Here is a 20,462-nt window from a genome sequence, read left to right on the forward strand (position 1 = left end):
TTCCTCCTATTTCTTTGAAACTTAATCGATTACCCGAACCCCTTCTACATACACATTGATTCGTTTAACTTTCATTCCTGTAAACTGTGAAATTCTGTATCTTACACTTTCCATAAGGTTCTCAGCCACAGCCTGAATGCTCACACCATAAGCTACAATCACATGGAAGTCCAAACTGATTTCATTGCCCTGGATTTCCACGGAAATACCCTTGTGATAGCTTTCCTGCTTCAAAAGCTTTGCCAGTCCCTTTCCGGAAATGGGAACCGCAGCCATTCCAACAATACCAAAGCAAGAAACTGCTGCATTTCCTGCGTAGCTTGCAACGACTTCTTCGGAGATTTGTACCTCACCGTAATGAGAGGAGATTTTTCCTTTCATTGTCTTTCCTCCAATCCCTATCTTCTGTCCATTCTTAGTCATTATGTTTTTCCCGTAAGCAAATGCTCCTATGCCCTAAGGGCAGAGCCTGCTATGATGAGAATTTCGTATAGTATACCCCATTTTCCCTGTTCTGAAAAGGAAATCTATTGTTGTTCAGGATGAATGAACTGTCTCTTTTCTTTTTGATCTACTTAAAGAATCTTCCCTCTTCGCCTTTTAAAAATTTCTTTGCTTCTCTAAAAGATAGGATGAAAGTGCAAAGAAGCCGACAGATAATACTAGGATCATTCCATAAAAAATTGGATCTTTGTACTCCCAGGATATGTTAGCGGCCAGCTCCGGCAAGGCACTGAACAAATATAAAAAGAGGCAAAAGAAAGCAATTATGCTGACTACTAAGGCTAATGCCTTTCCTTTAAATATGCTGGCCTGTACTGTCACACAAAGAATCGCCATGGTGGAAAGGAAAATCCAGAAAGCCGCCGCAGTGGCAAGAAAACGAATCATATATAAACTAAGTGTCCCAAAGCCTTTTCCGCTCATCACAAGATTCCAAAACATTTCCAAAAGATCTTTATATGCCTCTGTATCAATAGCAAAGTAGCTGATATTAAAAAAGAAAATCAGGACAATCACCAGGCCCGCCAAAAAGGTACTTACTAAGCTTTCAACAATCTTTGCCAATAAGAAATAGGCACTGTGTTTCGGCAGCATAAAGAGCATATAGCCCTGGGTTGTATTTAAATCCTTGCTTAGACTGGCCATACTGGATAATCCCAGAATAAAAATCACCAGAAAACTGAAGAAAATCAGTAAACCTGCACCAAGACCGGCTACCACATAATTATCCGTTGCTGTTCCCAGCATCACAAAGGCCTGGGAAATAAAAAGGGCAAAGCCGCAGAGAATCTTCATAAAGGCGGTTTTTTTCATTTCATATTGTAGTAATGTCAGCATTTAGCCCTCCTTCTTTTTTCCCAAAAGACTTCTGTAACGTTCTGTAAGATTCTGCCCCTTATTTTCCTGCATCCTCTCAAGCTGTTCCACGGAAAGTACCTTTCCCTGATGGAAGAAAATAGCAAACTGAACATAATCCTCCACCTCTTCCACCAAATGGCTGGAAAGAAGGATGGTACTGTTCTCTTGTTTCTTTTCCAAAATCATTTTTTCAATTTCTTCTCTGGCCAGAAGGTCTACTCCGTTAAAGGGCTCATCCAAAAGCACCAGCTTTGCATTTCGGGCAAGGGTTGCCGCAATTCTTGCCTTCTTGTCCATACCGGTGGATAAGGCCTTGAAGGGAAGCTTTAGAGAAATATCCATCTCTTCCAGCATTCTCTTGTACTCTTCCTCCTGAAATTCCGGAAAGAAGCTTTTATGATACTTTCCATAGTCTCCCACTGTCATAAAGGGATAGGCCTGACTTTCTGTAGGCAGATAGGCAATGTCTTTTCTACTTTGAATGCTTAAGGGCTTTCCCTCAAATAATACTTCTCCACTGCTCTGCTTGGTTAAGTCTCCGAGAATCTTCATGAAAGTGGTTTTTCCGGAACCGTTTGGCCCCAAAAGAGCATAGATATTTCCCGGATAAATATGTAAGGTGGCATCCCTAAGAGCAACCTTGGATCCGTATTTTTTTGTTAAATTTTTGCATTGAACCATAGCTTTCTCCTTTAAAGTATTTCGATTCTCTTTCTTTTTACCCTAGAAATACTAGGGATTCTTAGGGATAAATCATAATTCTTTCTTAAGTATTTAAAAAATATTGAGCTTTAAGGAAAGCTATCAAAAGCTATTGCTACTTTTCCTTTATAATATTCCATGCATTAGGCCTCCCTTATGAAATAGAACTCCTTATACTCTTTAGGCAAAAAAAAAGATATTGCTCACACAATATCTTTTCTAACATCTTATTCAGCTACACCGGATACGGCACGTTCTACTTTTCCGGAACGTAGGCAGGAAGTACATACGTACATCTTCTTTGTACCGCCATCTACCTTAACTCTAACCGATTTCACATTTGCTTTCCACATCTTATTAGATCTTCTATGTGAATGGCTTACCTGATTGCCGAAATGCACTGCCTTCTCACAAATAGCACACTTAGCCATGATTGCACCTCCCTCTTTTAAAAGTTCCACCGCAAAACAGCGACTAAAATATAATAGCAAAAAGAATAGTTTCTTGCAAGGGCTTTCTTGCTTTTTTCCTAAAACTCCTTATTTCCGATTTTTTTCTTCCTATACATTCCCGGAAATAAACAAAATCCCACAGGAAACCGATCCTTAGTCTGTTAAATCAATATCCACTAAGTCGATTTCCTCGATGTCTTCCTCCTCCGGCAGATCAATCACCGGAGCGACATATTCTTCTTCAACTTTATCCTTTTTCTTCGTATTGTTCTTCTGCTTTAAGCTTTCCAGATTCTCTTCCGCCAAATCTTCTGCAGACTTTGTTACCCGACTTCCTCCTGTAATCTTGTCAATGGCTTCGGGAATCATATCAATAATCTTGGAAAAAGCATCTTCATTCTTCACACGAATGAGCTTTGTTCTTCCCTCCTGGATAATCAGCATGGCGGCAGGAGTGATTTTGGAACTCATGGCTCCCGCTCCTCCATCCCCCTTTTTCTGATTCTCCTTCATAAAGGCTCCACTGGCCATTCCACAGCTTACTTCCATCAGAGGAATCAGGGTGGTGTTTCCCACGACAATGGGCTCTCCCACCACGGTTTTCGACTGGACAAAACCATCTAAGCCTTGAAACAGGGCGTTCAGTAATTCTTGTGTATTATGATTTGCCATCATTTCCTCCCTTAAAAAGCAATTCTCGGAACTTCCTGTTCCGAAGAAGACGAACAGCCACGATAACGATATGGATCAAACGAAACTTTCCCTTTGCCTTAAGCTCTCCGTAGTAATAGGAGTCATCAAATTCCGGATAAACATGCAGGGAATCTCCGAGGAATGGGGATAAAAGTGCTATTCCCTGCAAAACCTGTCCCAAGGTGTAGGGATCCTCCATGGAAAGATAAAGCTCCCCCTTCCAGTTCCTGACCCTAGAATGATGAAGAAGATAGAGAATCTGGCGAAAAACAAGGACAAGCATCTCCTTTGTTTCTTCTTGGGTAAGCATCCGGATTTTCTTTTTTATTTCCTTCCCTTTCCGTATGGTCTTCTTAGGGATGGAAAGGATTTTCTCCATAGCCTTCATCAATTTTCTTCCTCTTCGAGTTCTGCTTCTTGTCCCGAACCTTCTACATTTCGAGAAGCGTCTTCGTTCTTTTCAGAATTCTCTTCCTTGCCGCTCTCAAAAAGAGTAAAAAACAAAAACTTTCCCTTATATTCTAATTTTCCCTCTTGAAAGCTTCCGGAAATTTTTAAACCGGGATAAGTAATTTTCCCTCTTCCCCTTGGTAATTTCTCCTCTCTCTCCTTCTCCCCGAAGATTTCATAACGAAAGGGAAGAAGCAAGAGCAGAAGAAGCAAGAAAAGAAGGAGCAAAAATAGGATAAGAATAATCAGCAATATCCATTTTAGAATCCCTAAGACAAGGAGCATTTCCTTTCTTCCTCCAATGCTTGCCGGGTCATCCCGGACACCAGCAACAGGGCATCTTTATAGCCATAAGCCACCCCAAGGATTTCTTCCTCTTTCCTGGGAAATGTGGGTAAAGACCAATGGGGAGCCCCATAAAATTCATATAGGTTATTTCCCAAGCCGGAGTAGATTAAATAACACATGGGGATCGTATGTCCCTCTCTTAAATTCTCCATCAAATAGGGAATGTAGTTCTTGGCCCTTTCGCCAAACTGTAAAGATTTTGAAAAACGCATACTAAGTCATTTTTTCCAAAAGATAGTTTCTTACCATCACCAATGCGGTGTTACAGCATTGTTCCCGGATTTCTTTTCGAGTTCCCGTAAAATGATACTCTTCTACCTTTGTCTTTCCTCCGGCGCAAACCGCAATGTAAACCAGACCAATTTCTTTATCTTCCAAGGCAGTAGGACCTGCATTACCGGTTACGGCAACCGCCAAATCCGCCTCGGATTCCATCATGGCTCCAATAGCCATTTCCTTTGCCACAGAGGAGGAAACTGCTCCTTCCTTTCGTAATAACTCCTTCTTAACGGAAAGCAACTTCCTTTTTGCTTTGTTGGAATAACTGACATAACCCACCTTAAAACATTCGGAAGCTCCTTCCACAGAAGTAATCGCGGCAGAAATCATGCCGCCTGTTATACTTTCGGCGGTAGTAATGGTTTTCTTTAAACCTTTCAGTAAAGAAACCACCTGTTCTTCAATGGGTGCCTCACTATTATACACCAAAACCTTCTTTTCTTTTTTATCTCCCATTAGAAGCCTCCCTCTGAAATCACCCTGTGATTTTTATATACATAGTCCACCAAAGAAAGAATGGTGAGCACTAAAGATAAAACAATAAAAATCTGATTCACAAAAGCCAAAGCGGGAATCTGTAAAAGAAGCAAAATAATCATAAGCATTTGACTGGCTGTTTTCGCTTTTCCAAAGATTGATGCGGCAATAACGATATTATGATCTGCCGCAACCAATCGAAAACCGGAAATCACAAACTCTCTTCCGATTAAAATGACCACATACCAAGCCGGCAGCTCACCCAGGGGAATCAAGCATATTAATGCAGAGCACACCAGAAGCTTGTCCGCCAAAGGATCCATGAATTTTCCGAAATTGGTCACCAAATGATTCTTTCTGGCCAGATAACCATCTAAAAAATCCGTAAAGGAAGCAAAACAGAAAATTCCCAAAGCGATATAGCGGTAAAGAAGATTGTTTCCACCCTCTAAAAGGATAAAAAACACAAAGAAAGGAACAAGAATTCCTCGTAACAGCGTTAATTTATTCGGCAGATTCACACCATTCTCCTATCAAATCATAGCCTTCCGTATCTATTACCTTAGCATATAGGAAGCTACCCACTTCCTTTTTCTCTCCGAAAACATAGAGATAGCTGTCCACATCCGGAGCATCCATATAGGAACGGCAAAGCACTCTCTGTTCCTCCTCGTCATAGCCGCAAACCAAAACCTTCAGCTTTCTTCCTATCTGCTCCTCCGCCTTTCGGAAAGCAATATTTTGCTGCAGCTCCATAATCTGAGAAAGTCTTTGATTTTTCAGCTTTTCGGGAATCTGATCTTCCATCTCCGCAGCCTTGGTTCCCTCTTCCTGAGAATAGGGAAAGGCTCCCAGGCGATCAAAGCGCATTTCCGAAATAAAGTCCAAAACCTCTTGAAAATCCTCTTCCGTCTCTCCCGGGAAGCCGGTAATAATCGTGGTGCGCAAGGCAATATCCGGCATTTCCTTTCTTAAAAGAGCAATCTTTTCCTTCAGCTCTTCCTTTCTGGTTCTCCGATTCATCCTCTTTAAAATCCTGTCAGAGGCATGCTGTATAGGAAGATCCAGATAGTGACATACCTTCGGATTCCTCTTCATTTCCCGAATCAGCTCCGGTTCTATTTCCTCCGGGTAGCAATACAAAATCCGAATCCACTGAAGATTCGGAATCTCGGAAAGCTCTGCCAAAAGCTCTGCCAAAGCCTTCTTTTTATAAAGATCCGTACCGTAAAGAGTGGTTTCCTGGGCAACCAAAATCAGCTCCCCGGCCCCTTCCGAAACCAAAGCTCTTGCCTCTTCCAAGACCAGCTCTTTGGGAATGGAACGATAATGGCCGCGAAGCCTTGGAATAATGCAGTAGCTGCAATATTTATCGCAGCCCTCTGCAATCTTTAAGTAGCGACTGTACTTCTCTCCGCTTTCTACCCTGGCCATCTGATGGTCCAGTCTCTTCACATAATCCTTTACGGAAGTAATTTCATCAATCTCCGGAAGCTCTTTCCGAATCTCATCCTTGTAGCGCTCCACGAGACAACCTGCTACAATAAGCTTCTCCAGCTTTCCCGTTTCCTTGTATTGCGCCAAATCCAGAATACACTGAATACTTTCTTCCTTGGCAGGACCAATAAAAGAGCAAGTATTTACAATGGCAATCTCCGCTTCACTTGGCTCATCGGTAACGGAGGAACCGGGATATTTCTCTAACAACTCAAAAAGCAGCTTCTCCGCGTCTACTCTATTTTTATCACAGCCTAAGCTCTCCAGATAAAGCTTCATTAGGCCTCACTATCAGACTGATAATCGTCTTCTCCGAAGTCTTCCTCTTCCTCATCCCTTTCGGAAAAGTCTTCCTCTTCGTCCTTTTCTTCCGAATCTTCTTCTACATCCTCGTCCTCATCCAAATCTTCATCAATGGCATAACGAGAATACTCTTCTTTCTCCGGAAGGATAATCGGCTCATCCTCATAATCCAAGCCCTTTTCTACGTTGACAAGGTTACGGGAAATCTCTTCAATCGCCATGGAAAGAGGCTTCTTACCCTCTTCTCCCTTTATCAAAGGTTCCTCTCCGTCAATCAGCTGTCTGGCTCTCTTAGCACTGGCAATTACTACGGAATAGCGAGACTGTACTTCCAATTCCCCCTCTTCTCTATTGCGGTTCATAGATTCTATTAAATCATTATACGTTGGACGTAGCATCTTCTATCCTCCTTAAGTCCTTTCTGATTTCTTCAATCAGATCCAAATGTACCTCTGCCCGATCATGAGAGGCACGGATTAAATTATGCAGTTTTTCCGTGCATGTGTCAATATCTGCATTGACAAGAATATAGTCATAGGCCTCCACACCTTCCGCCTCTACAATGGCACGACTTAAGCGTTTATTAACTGTCGCTTCATCCTCGGTGTTTCTGCCGATTAGTCTGGCTCTAAGCTCCTCAGCGGAGGGTGGTGCCATAAAAATCAAAAGGCTGTCGGGAAATTTTTTCTTAATTTTCAAGGCTCCCTGAATCTCTATCTCCAGAATGACATCCTTTCCTTCGTTAAGACAATCCTCCACAAACTTTCGGGGCGTTCCATAATAATTGTCCACATACTTGGCGTACTCCACCAGTTCATCCCGATCAATCATCTCTTCAAAGCGATCCTTGCTGACGAAGAAATAGGACTTTCCTTCCTCCTCTCCCGGTCTTGCTGCTCTTGTTGTTGCGGAAATGGACAGGGCATAGTTATCATATTTTCGGGTCAGATTCTTCATAATCGTTCCCTTCCCTGCCCCGGAAAACCCGGACACCACCACCAAAATTCCCTTTTCTTTATGCTTTTCCATTCTTCTTTCCTGCTTCCCTTATTCTATATTCTGTACCTGCTCTCGAATCTTTTCGATATGATTTTTCAATTTTAAAGCCTTCTCGGATACAGATAAATCATTAGCCTTAGATAATATGGTATTGCTTTCCCGATTCATTTCCTGCAAAAGAAAATCCAAATCTCTTCCTATAGGAATCTCTTCCTCTAAAAGCTTTGCCATTCTTTGGATATGGCTTTGCAACCTTGTGATTTCCTCATCCGTACTCACCTTATCAGCAAAAATTGCCACTTCCTGAAGAACTCTGCCTTCCTCTACCTCTCTTCCGGAAAGCATCTCCTCCATCTTCTTCCGAAGACGCTCAGCATAAGCCCTTTGAATATCCCCTTCTTTTCCCTTAATGAAATCAATGCCTTCCTGCATTTCCGAAAGTTTTAAAAGAATATCTCTTTTTAAATTGCTTCCTTCCTTCTCTCTGGCCTTTTGAAATTCTGTCATAGCCAGCTCCATAGCCAAGAAAAGAGCTTCCTCCCGATCTTCTTCCTCCCCTTCCACAATCTGAGCCACTTCCGGAAAGAATACCAGCTCCTTGGCATCCAGATTATAGGGAAGAGAATATTTTTCGGCTACTTTTTTAATGCTTTCCACATAGGCATCCAGTAAATCCTCCCGAAGCAAAAGCTTCTTCTTTTTTTCCGTGCTGTCCTCCAGAGAAACAAAGATTTCCACCTTTCCCCTGGAAATTCTTTCCTTCACCCATTCTCTACACTTCATTTCCAGATGCTGCATAGTCCGGGGCAGGCGTATAGACAGGTCTAAAAAACGGGAATTAACCGACTTGATTTCCACCGTGATACCGGAGCAATCCTTCTCTCCCACACAGCGGCCGAATCCTGTCATACTTTTGATACTCATAAAGCCCCCTCTCTTGCATTTTTCATGCCTTTACTTTATCCTCTTTGTAGCTTTTCCTACGAAAATATAGGAAAAGTCATAGCCGGAAAGGATAAAGAACTTTCCTGTCGGCAATTTCATTTACGTATAAACCACCAAACTTACAGGCCGGTATTCCAGTATGATAGCAAGGTGGATTTACTATTTCAAGTGGAAAAGGACGGTTTTCATGGCATTTGACGGATTGTATCTTGCAGCGTGCATCGCGGAATTTCAAGAACGAATTTTAGGCGGAAAGATTTCCAAAATCATCCAAAGTGAAAAAGATGAGTTACAGCTTTTTATAAAGAAGGAAAAAAACACGGAGATTCTCCACCTCTCCGCCAATCCCTCCTTCCCTCTTCTATATCTGGCAAATGAAGGGAAAACCGCCCCCATTACCGCCCCCAGCTTTTGTATGTCCCTTCGAAAGCATATCGGAAACGGCATTATCCAAAGCATTCGGCAGGCTTCTCTAAAGCTTACGGAGGCAGGGCTGGAGCGAGTGCTCTTTTTGGATATATCCCATAGAGATGAGCTGGGGGATGTAGGTATCAAGCATTTGGCTGTGGAGATTATGGGTAAGTATTCCAACATCATTTTGCTGAAGGAAGATTATACAATTTTAGACGCCATAAAGAGAATTTCCCTGAGCCAGTCCTCCGTAAGAGAGGTGCTTCCCGGGAGGGAATATTTCATTCCGGATGCCTTCCATAAGGAAAATATTTTATCCTTCCCTATGGATAAGCTGGATGCTCTCTTGGAAAAAGATGCCCTCCCCTTATGGGAATGCCTCTTCCAAAGCTTTTCCGGACTAAGCCCCTTGCTGGCCAGAGAACTTTGCCTTAGCGCTTCTCTCCCCATCGATAAACTCTCCAATACCTTATCTTCGGAGGAAGGGATGCGGGTGCAGGAAGCCATTTTGGCCTTTCGGAGAACGATTCAAGAAAGGGATTTTCATCCGGTCATTTTGTATGAGGGTGAAAAAGCCTTTGACTTTTCTGCACTCTCCGTCCAACAATACAAGGGCAATCCGGCATTTTCCGAAGAATACATTGCTTCCCCCTCCGCCCTCCTCCTTCAATACTATGGAAATAAGGAGAGGGACGACAGGGTACGGCAAAAATCCACCGACCTAAAGAAGCAGTGCCATACCCTTCTGGAGCGTTGTAATAAAAAGCTGGCATTGCAGGAAAAGCAGTTAAAGGATACGGAGAAAAAAGATAAATTCAGAATCTACGGAGAACTCTTAACCACCTATGGCTACAGCCTTTCCGGAGGAGAGAAAGAACTGGTATGCGAAAATTACTATACAGGAAAAGAAGAAAAAATTCCTTTGGATCCTACCCTTTCTCCTATGGATAACGCCAAGAAATATTTTGAAAAATATGATAAGGCCAAGAGGACGGAACAAAACCTTTTAGAGCAGGTAGCAGAAAGCAAAAAAACGCTCTACCACCTCCAATCCATTATGAACAGTATACAGCTTGCGGAAAGCGCAGGAGATCTGGATGCCATAAGGGCGGAAATGGGAGACTTCGGCTATATCAAAAAAGTAAGCGGAAAGAAGAAAAAACAGCGAAAGGAAGACCAGTCCAAGCCAAGACTTTTCCGTTCTTCAGACGGCTATCTTCTCTATGTGGGAAAAAATAACCAGCAAAATGAAATCCTCAGCTTCCAGATTGCAGAAGGAAAGGATTTTTGGTTCCATGGAAAAAATATTCCCGGCTCCCATGTGATAGCCAAAACAGAGGGAAAGGATTTGGAAGAACTTCCCGATCGTCTCTTTGAAGAGGCTGCAGAGCTGGCCGCCTACTTCTCTTCGGAAGGCAGCAGCCAAAAGGTAGAGGTGGATTATACCCAGAAGAAGAACCTGAAAAAGGTCCCTGGAGCCGCCCCTGGCTTTGTGATTTATCACCAGAATTACTCTATACTGGTAAGCCCAAAGCTTAAGCTGGAAGAAATCAAAGACTTCCCCTGGTAAAGTTTCAGAGAAGAAAAAGAGAAGATGAATTTTAAGCATTTCATAACAGTATAGGTCTGGAATTGGGGCACGCTCCCGCTAACCTCGCCCTGCAACGGATACTAAGCGAAAAACTGCAGTTCCTTCGTTTTTCGCAAGTACCGGCGGGCTCAGATTGCCCCCATTCCAGACCTATACTGTATGAAATAGAAAATTGTTTCCAGCTCTATATTCTCTTTTTCTTCTGCCCTTTACCAGAAAGTCAGACCTATTCCTCTTCCCAATTCGTGTAAACATTCTGCACATCATCGGATGCGTCCAAAAGGTCCAGAGTCTTTCTTAAATTCTTTACCGCTTCTTCATCGGTTACGGAAATGGTATTTCCCGGAATCATAACCACATCGGCTTCCGCCATAGGCAGGTTCTCCTGCTCCAGCTTTTCTCGCACAGAGGAAAACTCGCCGGGATCCGTGAGAATCTCATAGTAATCATCTCTTTCCAGTAAATCCTCGGCACCTGCCATAATCGCCATATCCATCAAGGCTTCCGCATCGTGACCTAAGTCTTCCATTTCTTCCTTATCCAGAATAATCTGTCCCTTTTCCTCAAAAAGGAAAGATACGGATCCCTGACTTCCCAGACTTCCCTTTCCCTTAGTGAAAGCGGAACGAACATCCGCTGCGGAACGGTTCTTATTATCAGTCAACACCTTAACGATAATAGCTACCCCGTTTACTCCGTAGCCCTCGTACTGCAGCTCTTCAAAGTTTACCGTATCCAAAGCACCTGCTGCACGCTTAATACCGTTCTGAATGGTATCGTTGGGCATATTGTTAGCCTTCGCTTTGGCAATGACATCCTTTAATTTGGAGTTGCTGGCAGGATCTGCTCCTCCCTGCTTTACGGCTAAGGCGATTTCATGACCGATAATGGTAAAAATCTTTCCCTTTGCGGCATCATTTTTCTCTTTCTTTGCTTTAATGTTTGAGTATTTTGAATGTCCTGACATGCTTATCTCCTACTTTCTATAATATTTTTCTATATTAGCCAGTCTTCCCCTTCTATGCAAGTTTTTTTCCAAAAAACAGGCCATTCCCTTGCACTGGAGAGCTGAATTGATTTTTTAACAGATTTTGTTCAGCTTATGTTTCCATCCGAATAATAGGTAAAGAGGCTTCTTCCGCTGTTTAACTTTCTTCCTCCTGATACTCCTCGATATGCAAGGAAGACAAGGGATCATAAGTTCCCACCCATTTTCCCTTCATTTTGTATACTCTGGGTACTCGATTTCCCAGGTTGCAGAGGAATTCATAGGAAAAAACGCCCCATTCTTCCCAATCATAAAGGGAAATCTCTTCCTCTCCCTCCTGTCCAAGAAGAGTAACTTCCTGAAAGATTTCCGCCTCTGTATGGCTCACATCAATCATAAACTGATCCATGCAAACTCTGCCAAGAATGGGACAAGGCTTTCCTCCCACTAAGACCTTCGCCTTATTGGAAAGGACTCTGGGATACCCGTCTCCATAGCCCACCGGAACAGTTGCCACCAGTATGGGTTCTTTGGCAATAAAGCTTGCACCGTAGGAAATGGCTTCCCCCGTCGGAACTTCTTTAATATGACTGATTTTAGCCTTCCAGGAGAGAACCTGTTTCAAGGGTAGCTTTCTTTCCATGTCCTTGGAAGGATAAAGCCCATACATTGCAATGCCGTCCCGCACCATATCGTACTGTACTCCCCGTCCCTCTAAAATTCCCGAAGAGTTGGAAAGGTGACAGAGGGGAAGCTTGACTCCCCTCTCCTCTAAAGCCTTAAGATAGTCTGCAAAACGCCTTTCCTGCATCTCCGTATAAGACTTATCCCTATCGTCACAGCAGGCAAAATGAGAAAAAATACCGCAGATTTCAATTCCGGTCAGGGAGAAAAGTTCCAGTCCCAGCTCTACAGCGCCCTCTTTCTCTACCTGAATGCCGATTCTTCCCATTCCGGTGTCCAAAGCCAAATGACAGGGCAGACTCTTTCCCTCCTTTTTGGAAATAGCGGAGAGAGCTTCTCCCTGCTCTCTGGTAAACAGAGAGGGCATAATATCATAGTGCCAAAGACTTCTGTACTGCCCCTTGGGAACCACTCCTAAAATTAATATGGGGGTTGTAATTCCTCCCTTTCGTAATATAATTCCTTCTTCAATGGTAGCTACCCCAAAGAGAGCACATTCTTCCTCTACTGCTCTGGCTACCTCCACGATTCCATGGCCATAGGCATCCATTTTCACTACAGCACAAAACTGCATTCCCTTCCGAAGATGGGATTTCACTGCCTTGATATTATCCTGTAAATAACTTAACTCCACTACCGCATAGGTTCTGCCATAGCTTTCTCTTCCCAAACACATTTCTTCGCTTACCTTCTTTTACCGTCTTCTTTGATCTGTCTTCTTCAATCTGTCTTTTATAATCTGACTTTTATAATCTGTCTTCTTTAATTCGTTTTAGCTTGACAGATTCCCTGATTCGCCCTTTGGCAAAAATCTTCCCTTTTTGAGCCTTAGTCTATCGAACATCCCTGCTCTTCCAAACGATCCAGAGCCTTACCCATGGCATTAGCAATGTTTTCAGCCAGGACTCCATGTTCTCCCCATTCCCTGGCAGCCAGCTCTCCGGCTAAAATCTGCGCCTCACAGGACAAAATCGCCGCTTTACAGCCTTGCCCTATTGGCATTACAGAACTATCTTCTTTTACCACATCAGAATTTTTCTCATTAGAGCCTTCTAAAGGAAATGCAGTCTGAGATAAATCAGCCTTTGCTTTTCGCTTAGATTCTTCCTCTAAAATCAGGTAAATTCCGGCTATGCTTCCGGCAAATACATCCCCGGAGCCTCCCTTACTTAGGGCGGCACAGCTTTTCTTCCTTTGATAGACAAGCTCTCCATCAGGAGAAATCACCATGGTATCGTGAGACTTTAACAACAAGATACAATGGTACTCTTTTCCAAAGGATTTTGCAATTTCTCCTCCGCAATTTTCGATTTCTGTAAGGCTTTTCCCGGAAAGTCTGGAAAACTCCATAAGATGAGGAGTTAAGAATAAAAGAGATTTCCTTCCATAGGATTTTGCCAAAGCTTGCAAATCAGAATTCCGAGAAAGAAGATTGAGTCCGTCCGCATCAATCAATAAAGGAGCCTTTCCCTTATCCAAAACCAAGCGCAATAGCTCTTCTGCCTCTTCCCCTGTGCCCATTCCCGGACCAAGCAGCAGAAAATCAGCCCACTCTATCGCCTTTTCCAATTCTTGGAAATTCTCCTTTCCCTTCGGAAAAGACAGAATAATGGCTTCCGGAATTAAGCTTTGTAAAATACCGCAATTTTTCTTTGCACTGCACAGCTTCACCAGCCCGGTACCGGTACGATAGGCGGACAGAGCCGCAAAATAAGCTGCCCCGGCCATTCCCTCCGCTCCCGCAATAATCAGACATTTTCCATAGGAACCCTTATGGGAAGCCGGATTTCGTTTAGGAATAAAAAATTTCATTTTGAAGCCATCCTGTTCCTCTTTTGTCATATTTTTACCACAGTTTTAGAATTCATCAGAATCTCAACATATCTTTTCGATTTTATCAGAATTCCATCATATCTTTTCGATTGTATATCTCATCATATCTTTTGGAAGTTATCAAAATCTCATTCTATCTTTTAGCATGTATCAAACTCTCGTTGCATTATCTAAAAGCCTTCTCCTTCCATAAGCGCATAAGCCATTACCAGATCTCCGGTATTACTGATACTGACATGAAGGGCCTTTCCGCCCATTTCCAGAAAAATCTTTTCCGCGCCGCCATAGAGCTTCACATAGGGTTTCCCCAGACTGTCTCTAAGCACTTCAATATCCAAAAGAGAAAAGCTTCTGACACCGGTACCGAAGCATTTGGATACCGCTTCTTTTACACTAAAATCACCGGCTAAGCGAGAGAGTTTTCCCTCACTTTGCCGGCGTTCTTCTTCTGTGAATACCCTATGGGTATAATTGTTTTTTACTAATTTTTCTAAACGGGCAATTTCCAATATATCGCAGCCGATTCCCAAAATCATGAACGCTCCTCGAAGACACGGTAGGACAGGCGCATAAGACTTTCTGACAAATGAACATTTTCCGTCACCACATGGTCCGGTACTTCCAAATCCACATGGGCAAAATTCCAGAGACCGTCAATGCCGTAAGAAATTAATTTCTCCGCCACCGGTACTGCCACATCCTTAGGGATACATATGGCAGCCAAGCGGATGTGGTATTGCTTTACCACCGACTCAATCTCCTCCATAGGAGCAATCTTTAAATCTCCTACCTTCTCTCCCCAAAGCTTGGGGTTAGAGTCGAAAATTCCTCGAAGGACAAAGCCCCGTTTACGAAAATTCGTATAATTGGCCAAGGCAATGCCCAAATGTCCGGCCCCTACGATAATCATAGGATGCTCTCGATCGATATTTAGAATCTTCCCGATTTCCTCATGAAGATTCTTCACATTATAACCGTAGCCCTGCTGTCCAAATCCGCCAAAATTATTCAGATCCTGTCGAATCTGGGAAGCAGTCAAATGCATTCTTTTGGATAGTTCCGAAGAAGAGATGCGATCAATTTTTTGATCCATTAAATCCTCTAGATATCGATAATATCTTGGTAAGCGCTGTATTACCGCCTGGGATATTCCTTTTTTTTCCATAGTACCCTCATAAATTGTCATCTTTCACAGCATTTTTTACTATACTGTGCTGTGAAAAAGATGTCAATTCTTTATTTATAACGAGTGTCGCTCGCAAGCGTGCGATATCTCGTTGGAAATGCCTTCGCATAATCTGCCTTAAATTTTTCAATGCCTTGTTCTGTAAGAGGATGAGAAATCATTTGCAGTAAAACCTTAAAGGGCACGGTAGCGATATCCGCCCCGGTCTTTGCACATTCCAAAACATGAATCGGGTGTCTTACGGAAGCGCAAATCACTTCTGTTTCCAGCTCCGGGTACTGGCTGAAAACATCCATAATATCCTGAATCAGAATAAGACCGTCGGAGGAAATATCATCCAATCTTCCCAAGAAAGGAGAAACATAGCTTGCTCCCGCCCTGGCTGCCAAAAGGGCCTGGTTTGCAGAGAAAATCAGGGTAACATTGGTCTTGATTCCCTCCTTGGACAGCACCTTTACCGCTTTCAGACCTTCCGCCGTCATAGGAATCTTCACCACCATATTTTTGGACAAAGCGGCAATCTCCCGTCCCTCCGCAATCATCTTCTCCGCAGTATCGCTGTCCGCCCGTACTTCTCCGGAGATGGGGCCATCCATAAAGGAAGCAATTTCCTTCAAGGTTTCCTGATAGTCCCGACCTTCCTTAGCAATGAGAGAAGGATTAGTGGTTACACCGGCAATGATTCCCATATCATAGGCTTCTCGAATTTCCGCTACATTCGCTGTATCAATATAAAATTTCATCTCTTTCCCTCCTTGAACAGAAAATTTATAAGCTCTTTGCCTCTTCCACAACTCTTTCTACCGTGAAACCAAATTCCTTGAAAAGGGACTTGGCAGGGCCGGAGGCGCCGAAGCGATCCAGACCGATACTCTTTCCTTCAAAGCCTACATATTTGCCCCAACCAAAGGTGGAAAGAGCCTCGATGGAAATACGCTTTCTACAAGACTTGGGTAATACCTTCTCCTGATATTCCGGACTTTGCAGAGCAAATACTTCTAAGGAAGGCATGGAAACTACGCGAACCGCTCTTCCTTCTCCGCGAAGTACCTTAGCTGCCTCTTCTGCCAGCTCTACTTCAGAACCGGTGGCCATAAGGATTAACTCGGGCTCCTCTTCTCCTCCGGAAAGAATATAGGCGCCCTTCAAAGCATCTCTTCCATCCTTACAATACTGGGGAAGATTCTGTCTGCTTAGAACAATAGCTGTAGGACAATCCGTGCTGGACAATGCGGAGAACCAAGCCGCCGCAGTCTCCTGTCTGTCACAGGGACGAAACACCCGGAAATTCGGAGTGGAACGCAGCATAGCCAGCTGTTCAATTGGCTCATGGGTAGGTCCATCCTCTCCTACACCGATGCTGTCATGGGTTAATACATAAATCTGGGGTAATCCCATAAGGGCTGCCAGTCTTGCCATAGGCTTGACATAATCACTGAAGACGAAGAAGGTCGCTACATAGGAACGAAGTCCTCCATGCAGAAGAATTCCGTTGGCAATGCCTGCCATAGCCAGCTCTCTTACACCGAAATGGATATTTTTTCCAAGAGGATTTTCCGGAGAATAAAATCCCTCTCCCTTCATTTCTGTCTTTGTGGAAGGGGCAAGGTCTGCAGAACCGCCGAAAAGATTCGGCACCAAATCCTTTAAAATCTGAATCACTTCTCCGGAGGAAGAACGGGTTGCTTCCGGCTTCTCCACTGCTGTCCAAAGCTTTTCCTCCTGTAAAAGAGCGGCTGCACTTCCCGGATTATGATAAGCACAATACTTGGCATAGCACTCCGGGTAGGCCTTCTCATACTTTGCTCTTAACTCCTCCCAGGCACTGTAGGAAGTCTTCTTTTCCTCTACCAAAGCATCATAGTGGGCATAAACCTCCTTTGGTACAAGGAAGGGCTCTTCCTCTTCCCAGTTTAGAAACTTCCGCATCTCCTTAATATTTTCCTCTCCCAAGGGTTCTCCATGGGCGGAAGCACTTCCCATCTTCTTAGGAACGCCATAACCGATTTGGGTTTTAATGGTAATAAAATAGGGGGCAGAACAGTCTTCCTTGGCTGTTTCAATAGCCTTGGAAATAGCCTCGATATCATTACCATCCTCAACCGTTAAGGTCTTAAAGCCGAAGGCCTGCATACGCTGTTCCACATTTTCCGTAAAAGCAATATCCGTATTGCCCTCAATGGAAATCTTGTTGGAATCATACAAGATGGTCAATTTATCCAGCTTCAAGGTTCCGGCAAGGGAAAGGGCCTCGGAGGAAATTCCCTCCATCAGACAACCGTCTCCGCAGAGAGCATAGGTTCTGTGGTCTACCAACTTTAAATCTTCTTTATTAAACTCTGCCGCCAAATGACTTTCCGCCATAGCCATACCTACCGCCATAGCAAGACCTGCCCCCAAGGGACCGGTGGTGGCATCAATTCCCTTGGTATGACCATACTCCGGATGTCCGGGGGTAAGAGAACCTAATTGACGGAACTGCATTAAATCGTCCTTTGTAAGACCGAAGGAAAAAAGATGCAACAAAGAATAAAGCATCATGGAACCATGCCCTGCAGATAAAACGAAGCGATCTCTGTTATCCCAGTCCGGATGCTCAGGATGAAAATGAAGGTGTTTCGCCCAAAGGGTATACGCCATGGGAGCCGCTCCCAAGGGTAATCCCGGATGTCCTGAATTCGCCTTTTGGATTCCATCTGCAGAAAGAATACGGATACTGTTTATTGCCTTCGTTTCAATCTCTTTATTCATTTTTTCCTCCTAAGCTCTTGACCGTTTCTTTATAAAATTACGTTTTCTATCTTACCATAGGGAAAAAAAATGTCTATGAATTTTGGACTTTAAAAATACAAAAAAGCCTTTATAGAATAAAGGGATGAAATCGGGTTCGTATTTCCCTTTTTCAAGCCCCTATCCATAAAGGCTATTTCTAATGTTTAAGCTGTTATTTAGCTTTTATCTTAGCTTTTATTTTAGTTTTTATTTTAGCTTTTATTTTAGCTTTTGTTTCTTACTCTTCCTTCAACTGGAAGCGCTCCACCAATTCATTCATCTTATTGGCCTGACCGGTAAGCTCTTCGGAGGCTGCCGCACTCTGTTCTGCTGTTGCGGAATTGGCCTGTACTACAGAAGAAATCTGCTGTAAGCCCTGATTTAAGGAAGTGATACCCTCCAAATCCTTACTGGATGCGGAAGAAATCTTCTCAATCAAAGTATTTACCTCTTCCGTACTCTTGGAAACGGAATTTAAGGATTCTGCTGTTTCTTCGGTGATTTTTGCTCCCTTTTCCACAGCTTCAATGGTTTCCTCAATGAGTAATCCGGTATTCTGTGCCGCCTTGGCAGATTTCTGGGCAAGGTTTCCTACTTCATCCGCTACTACGGCAAAGCCCTTTCCGGCTGCTCCTGCTCTTGCCGCCTCGATAGCTGCATTTAAAGAAAGGATATTGGTCTGGAAGGCAATGTCATCAATGGTCTTAATGATTTTACTGATTTCATTGGACTTTGCGGTAATATCGTCCATGGCCTTACGCATTTCTTCCATCTTCTCATTGGACTGAAGAACCGCAACTCCTGCTTCTCCCTGGAGCTTGTAAGCATCTCCTGCAGTCTTTGTAGAAGCCTGAATGGATTGAGAAATATCCTGCATATTGGCAGACAGCTCCTCGATGGAGGAAGCCTGCTCCGTAGCACCCTGAGACAGGCTTTGCGCTCCGGTATTTACCTGCTCTGCACTGCTTAATACCTGTACGGAAGAAGCGTGAACCTCCTGTAAGGTTCTGTTCATATCCTCTTGAATATGCTTTAAGCTTTCCAGAAGCGGTGCATAATCTCCTACATACTCTTCGCTTTCAAGATTTTCGGTAAAGTTTCCGCCTGCCATAGCGTCCAAACGGTCTCTAAGGTCAAATACAATCTTCTTACTTCTTCCGATGACTTCGGAAATACTGCCGGAAAGCTCTCCGATTTCATCCTTATGGGGATAATGAATTTCCACATCAAAGTTTCCGCCTGCCACTTCTTTTCCGACCTCGCTGATCTTCTTTAATGGCTTTAAGGCATTGGAAATCCGCACAAAGTTAATGACCTGAACCAAAATAAAGATGATGACCTCGGACAAAATCAAAGCAAATAAAAGCTGATTTTTCTCCTGATCAAAATGAGGAATCGTCATAGCGGTCTGCACCCACCAATCTACACCCTCGATTTGCAAAGGTACATAGTAACGAACCTGGCCATCTCTTTGGAAAAATGCTTCTTTACTCTGCATCTTTTCCACCAGCATATCGTTATATTTCTGACCGATTAAGTCTCCTAAGTTCTTTCCCTTCGCATCCGGATTATTACTGTAAACGAAGTTGTTTTGGTTATCTAAAACATCAAAGAACACATTTTCATAACCAAGTGTACTCATATCCAACTCGTTGAAAACCTCTGTGGAAATCTCTGTGGTTACGATGCCCAAAAAACGATCTCCGTCCAGAATGGGAACGGTCATATAGAAGCTTCCCTTACCGGTATCCGGATTTTCCGTAGGAAGAGTTGCGGAAGCTGTCTTGCTCTCCTGTGCCTGCTTATAAAAATCCTGTGTACCATAAACCTCGTAAGGCACCATGGAGAACTTGTCTCCGTCGGTATCATAACGAAGAGAGTAATTGCTGTTTTCCTTGGAAAATGCATCCGGCTCCAAGAGCAATGCCTGGCTCACAATTCCCAAATTGTTTTTTGCAAAGCTCTGCATGGTTTTCATCAAGTAATACTCTTCCTCAGCCTCCGAAACCGTCAATGCTCCGGTAGCTTCTTCCAGCTTGCTCTTTCCGCTAAGAGCTGAATCTTCGCCATCTTCTTTATGAAAATTTACGAAGCTCTCTGCTAAAGACTTCATAGTATTGCTGGTATTGATTGTGATTTTATTCACTCTACCGGCATTTAAGTTAGATAGAGCATTCATATTTTGCTCATTTTTCTTGTTAAATGCGGCGCTGGCCACTGCCAAGATAAAAGCGGTCATCAATGCAAATAAGAAAAGCATGATAATACCTAAGCTCAAAGAAATTCTTCCGCTTAAGGAATGACCTCGCTTTGTCCCCTGTGCTTGCCTAGTTCCTGTTGTTCCTGCATCGTGTTTCTTCATTGTTCCTTCACTCCTCCTGTAGAAAACTCCATTTTTCTGGATTTTTTACGACTCTATCTTTATCGGCCAAAATTCAAAATTCTATAATAAATAAATTTTAACAGATAAGATTTTTGTAGCTTAGAAGT

Annotated in this window: 23 protein-coding genes; 1 reads left to right on the forward strand and 22 read right to left on the reverse strand. The window is 43.3% G+C overall.

What is annotated here, in order from left to right; all coding sequences use genetic code 11:
• Positions 1–21: 21 nt before the first annotated feature.
• The 14 genes from HNQ46_RS11320 to HNQ46_RS11385 form a co-directional block, all read right to left on the reverse strand.
• Positions 22–381: an Asp23/Gls24 family envelope stress response protein gene (locus tag HNQ46_RS11320; protein ID WP_040648588.1), complete on the reverse strand. Its 360-nt coding sequence runs from the start codon at positions 379–381 to the stop codon at positions 22–24.
• 219 nt (positions 382–600) lie between these two features.
• The gene (locus HNQ46_RS11325) at positions 601–1,341 is read right to left on the reverse strand and encodes a hypothetical protein (protein ID WP_183684788.1); all 741 of its coding nucleotides are present in this window, start codon (positions 1,339–1,341) and stop codon (positions 601–603) included.
• The gene (locus HNQ46_RS11330) at positions 1,342–2,043 is read right to left on the reverse strand and encodes an ABC transporter ATP-binding protein (RefSeq protein WP_007156411.1); all 702 of its coding nucleotides are present in this window, start codon (positions 2,041–2,043) and stop codon (positions 1,342–1,344) included. It lies immediately after the preceding gene.
• A gap of 248 nt (positions 2,044–2,291) precedes the next feature.
• A complete protein-coding gene (rpmB, locus tag HNQ46_RS11335; protein ID WP_040648381.1) occupies positions 2,292–2,495 on the reverse strand; it encodes a 50S ribosomal protein L28 in 204 nt (67 codons plus the stop codon).
• A gap of 174 nt (positions 2,496–2,669) precedes the next feature.
• Positions 2,670–3,188 (reverse strand): GerW family sporulation protein, encoded by a 519-nt coding sequence (locus tag HNQ46_RS11340; RefSeq protein ID WP_183684789.1) that lies wholly within the window; start codon positions 3,186–3,188, stop codon positions 2,670–2,672.
• Positions 3,175–3,597: a hypothetical protein gene (locus tag HNQ46_RS11345; protein WP_007156414.1), complete on the reverse strand. Its 423-nt coding sequence runs from the start codon at positions 3,595–3,597 to the stop codon at positions 3,175–3,177. Before HNQ46_RS11345 ends, HNQ46_RS11340 begins: the two co-directional genes overlap by 14 nt.
• Entirely contained in the window at positions 3,597–3,944 is a 348-nt protein-coding gene (locus tag HNQ46_RS11350) for a hypothetical protein (RefSeq protein WP_183684790.1), read from the reverse strand. The genes HNQ46_RS11345 and HNQ46_RS11350 overlap by 1 nt, the downstream gene beginning before the upstream one ends.
• Positions 3,929–4,219 (reverse strand): hypothetical protein, encoded by a 291-nt coding sequence (locus HNQ46_RS11355; protein ID WP_007156416.1) that lies wholly within the window; start codon positions 4,217–4,219, stop codon positions 3,929–3,931. The genes HNQ46_RS11350 and HNQ46_RS11355 overlap by 16 nt, the downstream gene beginning before the upstream one ends.
• A 1-nt stretch (position 4,220) precedes the next feature.
• The gene (locus HNQ46_RS11360) at positions 4,221–4,742 is read right to left on the reverse strand and encodes a CinA family protein (RefSeq protein ID WP_007156417.1); all 522 of its coding nucleotides are present in this window, start codon (positions 4,740–4,742) and stop codon (positions 4,221–4,223) included.
• Positions 4,742–5,284, reverse strand: coding sequence for a CDP-diacylglycerol--glycerol-3-phosphate 3-phosphatidyltransferase (pgsA, locus tag HNQ46_RS11365; RefSeq protein WP_183684791.1), 543 nt, complete (start codon positions 5,282–5,284; stop codon positions 4,742–4,744). The genes HNQ46_RS11360 and pgsA overlap by 1 nt, the downstream gene beginning before the upstream one ends.
• Positions 5,268–6,539 (reverse strand): 30S ribosomal protein S12 methylthiotransferase RimO, encoded by a 1,272-nt coding sequence (gene rimO, locus HNQ46_RS11370; RefSeq protein ID WP_183684792.1) that lies wholly within the window; start codon positions 6,537–6,539, stop codon positions 5,268–5,270. Before rimO ends, pgsA begins: the two co-directional genes overlap by 17 nt.
• Positions 6,539–6,961, reverse strand: a complete 423-nt coding sequence (gene rpoZ, locus HNQ46_RS11375; RefSeq protein ID WP_007156420.1) for a DNA-directed RNA polymerase subunit omega — start codon at positions 6,959–6,961, stop codon at positions 6,539–6,541. The genes rimO and rpoZ overlap by 1 nt, the downstream gene beginning before the upstream one ends.
• Positions 6,942–7,592: a guanylate kinase gene (gmk, locus tag HNQ46_RS11380; RefSeq protein ID WP_007156421.1), complete on the reverse strand. Its 651-nt coding sequence runs from the start codon at positions 7,590–7,592 to the stop codon at positions 6,942–6,944. Before gmk ends, rpoZ begins: the two co-directional genes overlap by 20 nt.
• 18 nt (positions 7,593–7,610) lie before the next feature.
• Positions 7,611–8,486 (reverse strand): YicC/YloC family endoribonuclease, encoded by an 876-nt coding sequence (locus tag HNQ46_RS11385; protein WP_183684793.1) that lies wholly within the window; start codon positions 8,484–8,486, stop codon positions 7,611–7,613.
• Between the two features lie 208 nt (positions 8,487–8,694).
• On the opposite strand from HNQ46_RS11385, the gene HNQ46_RS11390 reads away from it, so the two are divergent.
• Positions 8,695–10,488 carry an Rqc2 family fibronectin-binding protein gene (locus tag HNQ46_RS11390; RefSeq protein WP_183684794.1) on the forward strand — a complete coding sequence of 598 codons (1,794 nt, stop codon included), beginning with the start codon at positions 8,695–8,697 and terminating at the stop codon, positions 10,486–10,488.
• A 247-nt stretch (positions 10,489–10,735) separates the two neighbouring features.
• Here the strand turns inward: HNQ46_RS11390 and HNQ46_RS11395 are convergent, their stop codons facing one another.
• From HNQ46_RS11395 to HNQ46_RS11430, 8 genes are all read right to left on the reverse strand, one after another.
• Positions 10,736–11,476, reverse strand: coding sequence for a YebC/PmpR family DNA-binding transcriptional regulator (locus HNQ46_RS11395; protein WP_183684795.1), 741 nt, complete (start codon positions 11,474–11,476; stop codon positions 10,736–10,738).
• A gap of 178 nt (positions 11,477–11,654) precedes the next feature.
• Entirely contained in the window at positions 11,655–12,857 is a 1,203-nt protein-coding gene (alr, locus tag HNQ46_RS11400) for an alanine racemase (protein ID WP_183684796.1), read from the reverse strand.
• A 152-nt stretch (positions 12,858–13,009) separates the two neighbouring features.
• Positions 13,010–13,993 carry an NAD(P)H-hydrate dehydratase gene (locus HNQ46_RS11405; RefSeq protein ID WP_183684797.1) on the reverse strand — a complete coding sequence of 328 codons (984 nt, stop codon included), beginning with the start codon at positions 13,991–13,993 and terminating at the stop codon, positions 13,010–13,012.
• 191 nt (positions 13,994–14,184) lie between these two features.
• Entirely contained in the window at positions 14,185–14,550 is a 366-nt protein-coding gene (gene acpS / locus HNQ46_RS11410) for a holo-ACP synthase (protein ID WP_183684798.1), read from the reverse strand.
• The gene (locus HNQ46_RS11415; RefSeq protein ID WP_183684799.1) at positions 14,547–15,179 is read right to left on the reverse strand and encodes a redox-sensing transcriptional repressor Rex; all 633 of its coding nucleotides are present in this window, start codon (positions 15,177–15,179) and stop codon (positions 14,547–14,549) included. The genes acpS and HNQ46_RS11415 overlap by 4 nt, the downstream gene beginning before the upstream one ends.
• A gap of 71 nt (positions 15,180–15,250) precedes the next feature.
• Positions 15,251–15,943: a fructose-6-phosphate aldolase gene (fsa, locus tag HNQ46_RS11420; protein ID WP_183684800.1), complete on the reverse strand. Its 693-nt coding sequence runs from the start codon at positions 15,941–15,943 to the stop codon at positions 15,251–15,253.
• A 25-nt stretch (positions 15,944–15,968) separates the two neighbouring features.
• Positions 15,969–17,951: a transketolase gene (tkt, locus tag HNQ46_RS11425; protein ID WP_183684801.1), complete on the reverse strand. Its 1,983-nt coding sequence runs from the start codon at positions 17,949–17,951 to the stop codon at positions 15,969–15,971.
• A gap of 259 nt (positions 17,952–18,210) precedes the next feature.
• Complete coding sequence (locus tag HNQ46_RS11430) at positions 18,211–20,334, reverse strand: methyl-accepting chemotaxis protein (RefSeq protein WP_183684802.1); 2,124 nt, start codon at positions 20,332–20,334, stop codon at positions 18,211–18,213.
• Positions 20,335–20,462: the final 128 nt, after the last annotated feature.

Origin of the sequence: Oribacterium sinus (assembly GCF_014202695.1) — a bacterium.
GTDB classification, from domain to species: domain Bacteria; phylum Bacillota; class Clostridia; order Lachnospirales; family Lachnospiraceae; genus Oribacterium; species Oribacterium sinus.